The sequence below is a fragment of the Methanomicrobia archaeon genome, from assembly GCA_011049045.1.
Taxonomy (GTDB): domain Archaea; phylum Halobacteriota; class Syntropharchaeia; order Alkanophagales; family Methanospirareceae; genus JACGMN01.
Genome location: DSCO01000002.1, coordinates 1 through 7,185, shown reverse-complemented (window position 1 = coordinate 7,185; position 7,185 = coordinate 1). Strand labels below are relative to the sequence as shown.

The 7,185-nt window shown below is 54.8% G+C and carries 5 protein-coding genes and 1 pseudogene; 4 read left to right on the top strand and 2 right to left on the bottom strand.

The features are described 5' to 3' along the window. Positions 1-121: 121 nt before the first annotated feature. A pseudogene (locus ENN68_00140) lies at positions 122-1,291 on the top strand (heavy metal translocating P-type ATPase). Between the two features lie 212 nt (positions 1,292-1,503). Then, the gene (locus ENN68_00135; GenBank protein ID HDS44510.1) at positions 1,504-2,124 is read left to right on the top strand and encodes a DUF3267 domain-containing protein; all 621 of its coding nucleotides are present in this window, start codon (positions 1,504-1,506) and stop codon (positions 2,122-2,124) included. 1,659 nt (positions 2,125-3,783) lie between these two features. Here the strand turns inward: ENN68_00135 and ENN68_00130 are convergent. Further along, complete coding sequence (locus ENN68_00130) at positions 3,784-4,791, bottom strand: HlyC/CorC family transporter (protein ID HDS44509.1); 1,008 nt, start codon at positions 4,789-4,791, stop codon at positions 3,784-3,786. A gap of 374 nt (positions 4,792-5,165) precedes the next feature. On the opposite strand from ENN68_00130, the gene ENN68_00125 reads away from it, so the two are divergent. After that, on the top strand, positions 5,166-5,360 hold the full coding sequence (locus tag ENN68_00125; GenBank protein ID HDS44508.1) for a hypothetical protein: 195 nt from the start codon (positions 5,166-5,168) through the stop codon (positions 5,358-5,360). A 131-nt stretch (positions 5,361-5,491) separates the two neighbouring features. On the opposite strand, the gene ENN68_00120 is transcribed toward ENN68_00125, so the two are convergent. Then, positions 5,492-6,436, bottom strand: coding sequence for an IS5 family transposase (locus tag ENN68_00120; protein HDS44507.1), 945 nt, complete (start codon positions 6,434-6,436; stop codon positions 5,492-5,494). A 95-nt stretch (positions 6,437-6,531) separates the two neighbouring features. Here ENN68_00120 and ENN68_00115 point away from each other — a divergent pair. Continuing rightward, on the top strand, positions 6,532-7,185 hold a 654-nt coding region (locus ENN68_00115), incomplete at its 3' end, for a DUF1670 domain-containing protein (protein HDS44506.1).

Below are 7,185 nucleotides of genomic sequence, written 5' to 3'. Positions count from 1 at the left end.
GGTGATGAAGATCGTGGAACGGAGTGGACGTGAGTACTTCGCACAGATACCCAAGCGGGCACGACAGATGTGCTCGCTCTTCCCTGAGGCGCTACCTATGGGTTAATTTGCGGAGTTTGGGTATCTTACTATCATCGCCCTCACGGGTGGGGCAATAACGTTCGGTGCCTGGTACCTGCTGGCGGGCGAGACCTTTGTTTTCGGGTTGGAGCGGTCGGTGACGGTAATGGTGATCGCCTGCCCGCATGCCCTCGGACTCGCTATACCGCTGGTCGTAGCAGTGTCCACAGCACTGGCTGCGAAGCATGGTCTGCTGATAAGAGACCGAAGGGCGTTCGAGAATGCCCGGAACATCGACGCAGTCGTGTTTGATAAGACCGGAACTCTGACCGAGGGGCGTTTCGGCGTAACGGCGATCACAACGTTCCAAGAGTCTCTTGATGAGGATGAGCTCGTGAAGATCGCGGCCTCGGTTGAGAAGAACTCTGAACACCCTCTGGCGAGGGGGATCGTTGAACGTTCTGAGGATACGTATTCAATGCAGGATTTCAAATCTATTCCGGGCAAAGGGGCGGAGGGAGTGGTCGAAGGGAAGCGCACGTTGGTAGTCGGACCAGGATATCTGCGAGAGCAAGCTATAAAAATCGATGAGGACAGGCTCCGCGAGATCTCAACTGGCGGAAACACGATCATCTATGTGGTGCGAGAGGATGAGGTGATAGGGGCCATAGCACTCTCGGACATCATAAGAGAGGAATCCAGGAGAGCAATAGCAGGCCTTCAAGCACGGGGGATTTCGTGCATGATGCTGACAGGCGATAACGAGGATGTTGCCAGATGGGTATCCGGGGAGCTCGGCCTGAATGAGTATTTCGCTGGAATCCTCCCGGATGAGAAGGCGGACAAGATCCGGGAGATACAATCCAGAGGGCTGACAGTTGCGATGACCGGGGACGGCGTTAATGACGCTCCCGCCCTGGCGGTAGCGGATGTGGGAATCGCTATAGGCGCTGGTACCGATGTGGCAATGGAGACCGCAGATATCATCCTCGTGAGGAGCAACCCCCTTGATGTGCTGAACGTGATCAAGCTCTCAGAACGCACGTATGGAAAGATGCGCCAGAATCTCGCTTGGGCAACCGGCTACAATGCCATAGCGCTGCCTCTGGCGGGAGGCGCCCTCTACTGGGCCGGGGTACTGCTCAACCCTGCTGTCGGGGCGGCGCTGATGGCGGCGAGTACCGTGATCGTTGCCATCAATGCCAGATTCCTGCGGTTCAGTTCCGAGTGAGTAGCGCAATCGCCGCACCTCCTGCTGCATACATACTTCCTCTTACCTTTTCAGTTCGAATCTCAAATATCCTAATCCGCTCGTAAGCCCGTTCCGCATGCCGGCGTACACAAATAAAAAAGGGTATTGTCGATTGGACCTATATAGTCCCTAGAGAGAACACCTATTCAGTTTATCATTTCATCATTCAGTACCAGAACGGAGCGAATACTATGCAAATCTTCGCACGGCTGCCACCAGCCGACCCCGAGCGCCTAAGGGATCTCCAGGATCGGGGGTGGGTACGAGTGAGAGAACCAAAGCGTGCCCTGATGACTCTCCTCGTCTCCCTTCCGTTTATGGCCGTCACCGCCGCACTGACGATCGGGATCTTTACGCTGTTCTCGGCGGTTTCGCTCGAAGACCTCGGGTTTGCCGGATCATCCTTCTCCTTCTCAATCAGCCTTCCCCTTGTCCTCGGCATCCTCGCCGTTCTCGTTTTTCACGAGCTTTTCCACCTGCTCCTCATCCCGGATGTTCTCCGGTCCGACAGTACCGGTGTCGGGATTACTGCTTTGGGTGCATTTGTGTACACCGAAGACGTCCTTTCGCGGTCACGCTATCTCTTGATCACCCTCACACCCTTCACCATCATCTCGCTCCTCTTCCCGATCGTCCTCGGCATCGCGGGCCTTCTGACCCCATCCTTCTTCTTTCCGATCCTCCTCAACTCGATGAGTTCCTCGGTCGACCTCCTGACCGCGATTCTCGTGCTTACCCAGGTGCCGCCAGGCGCATCGCTCGTCAGTACTGGGAGCATTACCTGCTGGAAGAAGGGTAGGGGAACGGTTTGAACCGGCCCCCTCCAGGTGATACGCCCGCGAAGTCCAAAGGCGAGTCTTCCCCTTCGTTTGTTTAGGGTATGCTTAACAGCCAAGCCCAAGGGTCGGCACTTAACCTCGCTCTCCGTGGCTGATTCGCATGGGGGCCGTTCTACGACTAGTCTGCATGCAAGCCGTTCCGCTCTGCAATTGCATCCGCGAATATCCCTTTTGCAGGCATACAGCCGTTTGCTTGTGGCTATAATCACCGGCTCTTCGTCAGATCGAACAGCTATGCCTCAGCTTGAGCATATAAGAGGCCGTTGTATCATTTATCCGCTCACTGCAACGTGAACTCAGTCTCAACAGAATTTTCACCTTGCTTCTTCGCTCCGTCCTTGTAGCCAGCCGCGAATATTAGCGGTGAGTCGTCTGTCTGAGGCCGCTTTTTTTTTTCTTGACAGACGACCAAGCCAAGCCCAAAGGGTCGACCCTAAAATTCGCTCTCCGTGCTTCTAAGCCGCCTGAGAGTCGTTCCGTTATACCAGTGCATCCGCGGAGCTTCGTATCGAGTCGTCTTTTGCTTTTGCTACACCATGACAGACGACCAAGCCCCGGGGTCGATACCAACCTCCGCTCTTGGTATGTAACGGGGAACTATCCGCGAAGTTTAGCGTCGAGTCATCTTTTCGGTTAGCATAGTGTCATGACAGACGACCAAGCCCCAAGGGGTCGACCCTAAACTTCGCTCTTGGTGACTAATCCGTTATGACCTTCGTTGCTCGAGCGTATAACGCCCGCCCACCCATCCCCCCACTTAACAAAATGACACCTGCGCATGAGCGTGTAATAGCCCGCCCGCCCCATCAAGCAGGGCATCTCCTCGTCCATGAACACAGACACCGCATGCACGTGCCTGCACTATAAACAGGCCCGGCCGCGGTCGTAGTTTTAATCCCTCCTGTGGTTGTCCGCAAAGTTGAGAATCGAAGTCGTCTGTCTGAGTTTGGGTACGTCTTCGCTACTCAACTTCGCACAGTGGGGAGGGTTAAAACCACGAGTTTTATGGTCGTGAGGCACGATAGCGTCAGCACGCCAAAAACCCCCCCGATTCGGCGTACAGTATGGGTGCGTCACCCACGCCAAATCGCGCCGCAGGCCGCATCCAAGCAGAGCATCCTTCTTCTGCTAGATCAAGGCCCGGCCGCGGTCGGGCAGTCGGGAGACGATGGTGGTGATTGCTCTCTTCATCGATGCCAACTCGGAAGTCGAAGTGGCCCGCGAGGTCCTGCAAGAGACGGTGGTCACCTCGAAATACGTCTCTATCTCCAAGAAGCGACCGTTCGTTCACCGTGCTACTTGAGGATTTTCCCTTCCACCGCCGGGTGCGCGCCAGGGCATACGTCCAAGACCTCCGGGATGAATTCGAGTTCAAGTCCGAGGGTGACGCGGCGAGCCTGGCAGGAGCTGACGAAGCGGGGTGTGAAAGCGCCGAAAGTGCCGGTGCTGGGCGAGCAGCTGGCAGAGAAGGCGGCTGCGTGAGGTGACATGAAGACCGGAGCAGGAGAGGTAGGTCCCGGTACTGCTCATCCGCGGCACACTCAGCACTTTTCCGGGAAGCGAGGCGCGGTACTGCTTGAGCGACGGTGCATGCTCTCGAGCGCCAAACAGGCTGAACTCGTAGCTAAGAGCTCATGGAGATCTACGAGATCTACGTGCCCGCCGTGGGGGCTTGTCGTGCTCGTCATGAATCTCACCGAAGAGCTGCTCGATCAAGTCCTCCATGGTGACTATACCTACGATTCTATTGCCCTCTGCCACAACAGCCGCCATGTGGACCTTTTCCCGCTGGAGCTTCCGCAAAACATCGTCGACCATCATGGTGGCCGGGATTTGCATGATCTCGCGAATCAGCTCCTTTATCGGCGTGCTCGCCTCCTTTAAGTGCGTGTCCTTCACGTGCACCATCCCGATGATGTTCTCTTCCTGTTCACGGTAAACGGGGAAGCGTGAGAAGCCGTTTTCGATCGATCGCTTGATGAGATCCTCGACGTTCGCCGTTTCCGGAAGACTGATGACATTCTTCAAGGGCACGTACACCTTGCCAATCGGGGTCTGGTCGAACTCAAAGACCTCACCCACTAGCTTCTGCTCATCCCGTTTGATCGTGCCCTCGTGAACGCCAAGCGCGATCAGTGCTTTCACCTCCTCTTCCGTCACGAGCACTTTCTCCTTCAGCTCCTTTCCCAGCAGCTTCAGAAACGGCTCGGAGAGGTAGGAGAAGAGCTTCGTCACCGTATAGAAGACGCCGCGAATCAGGTAGAGCGCCTTTGCCGTTCTGAATGCGAAGGCGTCGTTATGGATCCCGTAAGCCTTGGGGATCGCCTCGCTGAAGATGACAATAAGGAACGTCATCACCGCTGTCGCGATACCCGGACCAAGGCGCCCGAAGATAACTGCTGCGGTCATGGCTGCGAGGACGGAGGCGGAGATATTCGCCAGATTATTCCCAATGACGATCGCACTCACCACCTCGTTGGGGTTCTCAAGTAATCGCTCCAGCAGCCGAGCATTCTTCCGCCCGCTGAGCGATTCTTCACGCACTTTCAGCCGGTTGACGGAGACGAAGGCCATCTCCGCAGCGGCAAAGAAGGAGGATAAGAAGATAAGGAAGAGGATAACGGGAATCGCCCAGAGCATAGTTCGCCACGATATCCAATACCGGTGGGCTCTATATAAATATACAAATAAATAGCTCTGCGCACGTTCGGGGTGGTGATGGAGAGCCGCTGGGGAAGCTATATATATCCGCGAGCCAGCTCTTTACACTCAGCTTCATTCAGACCCCCGCCCCTGCGGGTGCGGGTGTTCATGACTCAATTAAGGCAGGGTTTACTTATTAGACACATAATTAAACCGAATAAAAAAGAATAAGCAAAAGATATTTGGGGCATTGCATCTGGCAAGAGCACAACGCAAGGGCCAGGGCAAACAACACACTTCCAAAGCTGAAGAGATGGCAAACTAAGTAAGCGAATAGCGCATTTCATTCGAAACTTTAGGGAGCATAAAAAATGGACAGAACCGTACCTACATACCGGACCGTGCTCGATGCGCTGATCAGCGACCGGCAGAATTTCCGGCAAGCCTTACGTAAAGTGGACCGGGAAGCCTTCGATCGCCTGATGGAGAAGGCACGCGGGCTTGCCAGCGCCGCGGGGTACGACCCGCGGACCGACCCGATGGAATCAGTAGAGGATTTTGAGTAAGGGTATCTAACGCCCGCTAAAATCTTTTTCCCTGATTTTTTCATCTTTTTTGGTTCTATTTTTGGGGTTTTTACGCGTTTTCGGCGTTATTTTCCTCGTTTTCTCGCTTTTTCTCGAGAGCTCACGGTACCCTAAACTACGCCCTGCCTCTTGAGCGTGCATAACTGGTATAAGTTGAAGCTAAGATCGGTGAAGATCATCTTCACGTTGACCCGCTCCACTGTGGTAACCAGCACGTGTCCAGCGTTGAATACACGCTTAATCCCGGCATAGTGACGCTCACCGGGAGCTCTCTTTTTGCTGATGCGGCGATTTCGCAACGTATCCCGGATGCCGATAGGATGATCCCGAGCACCGCGTTTCATCGTCGCGGAGTAACCCTTGCACCCTGCACCCTGATACCCCTTATCGCGATAGGCGATCTCGCCCTCTCGGGAGAGGTCTATCTGGCTGTCGTGAATCGACGCCGTGGTCGTTTCAAGTTCTCGAATGAGACCGAAGTCAGTATCTACTTTGCTGTGGAGTTTGTAGCCAAAATGGGATTTGTTGCCCGTCTTCGCCCACGTACCGTCGGCACTCCGCCGCGTCTTTGCCTCATCGCCGCGTGGCGTGTCCGCCTTCGCATGCCCAGGATCCGCGAAGATAAACGTCGCGTCCTGAACGACCCCTTTTCGCACATTCAGGCCGAGCGCATCAAGCTGCCGCTGGAGCTCCGCCCAGATCGCTTGATCTCTACCGGTCTCGGCCAACCGCTCTCGAAACCTCCAGACGGTCGTAAAATCCGGAATAGTAGGGGGAAAACCGAGGAACTTCCTGAACGAGAGCCGATCCGCGACCTGTTTCTCCAGTTCTGGATCAGAGAGCCCGTGCCACTGCTGAAGCACCAGCAGTTTGATCATCAGCACTTCATCAGTATTCGGGCGACCGCCTCGTTTGCTCTTATTATCGTACAGCTCGGTCACTATTGGACGGAACGCTTCCCAATCAAGCAACGATTCGATCTCCGCAAGTTTATCGCCGAGTTGCGCCACTCGCCGGTATGCCTCGTTCAAGCCGATATCAACAAAAGTTCTCATGATAGTGAATATATGTTTTTATATATTTAAAATACTTTCAAATGACCGATGGGCTTACCAACCATACCCACAAAGTATCGGTGGTGATGACCATGATGGGTGACGTATCGAAAGAGTATCTCGCGACTTTTAATCGGCGGCTAGAAACCCAGTTTTATAACGAACTTCGACGGGACTACGCCTTCCATCGTGCTGTATGCAGATCGCTCTCCGAACTGCTCGTAACGTACCTGGACCTCTACTTTGGCGGTCAGAGAACGGAGGGGCAAGTTATCTTTCAGGCAGTCTCGAAGGAGGTGCCCCCGGGCGTACCGGTGGACGAAATGCAGTTAGTATCGGTCAAACTCACCCTTTACGCACGGGAGGACTGCTCGTGCAAGACACAGCATGACCTGGTGGATCGCAGGATTCTTCGACTCACGGGCGAGGCTTTCGGTCAGGGTGCCTTACTGACGCAGGCAGACATAGCGATCCTCTTGAGCGAGAGCACGAAAACTGTTGCACGGCATATCAAGGACCTGGAGACTCATGGTCACATAGTGCCAACGAGAGGCAGCTGGAAGGACATCGGTCCCGGGGTGAGTCACAAGAAACGCATACTGGAGCTTTACCTCAAAGGCGATGAATACACGGAGATAGAGCGGAAGACCAAGCACAGTGGCGAAGCGATAATGCGGTACGTGAAAGACTTCGCCCGGATCCTGGTGCTTACCGAGGAAGAGTACTCAGCGCCAGAGCTCAGGATCGTG

Coding starts and splice junctions, on each gene's coding strand:
- ENN68_00130 (HDS44509.1), bottom strand. CDS start 4,791: ATGCTCTGGGCGATTCCCGTTATCCTCTTCCTTATCTTCTTATCCTCC.
- ENN68_00120 (HDS44507.1), bottom strand. CDS start 6,436: ATGAGAACTTTTGTTGATATCGGCTTGAACGAGGCATACCGGCGAGTG.
- ENN68_00135 (HDS44510.1), top strand. CDS start 1,504: ATGCAAATCTTCGCACGGCTGCCACCAGCCGACCCCGAGCGCCTAAGG.
- ENN68_00125 (HDS44508.1), top strand. CDS start 5,166: ATGGACAGAACCGTACCTACATACCGGACCGTGCTCGATGCGCTGATC.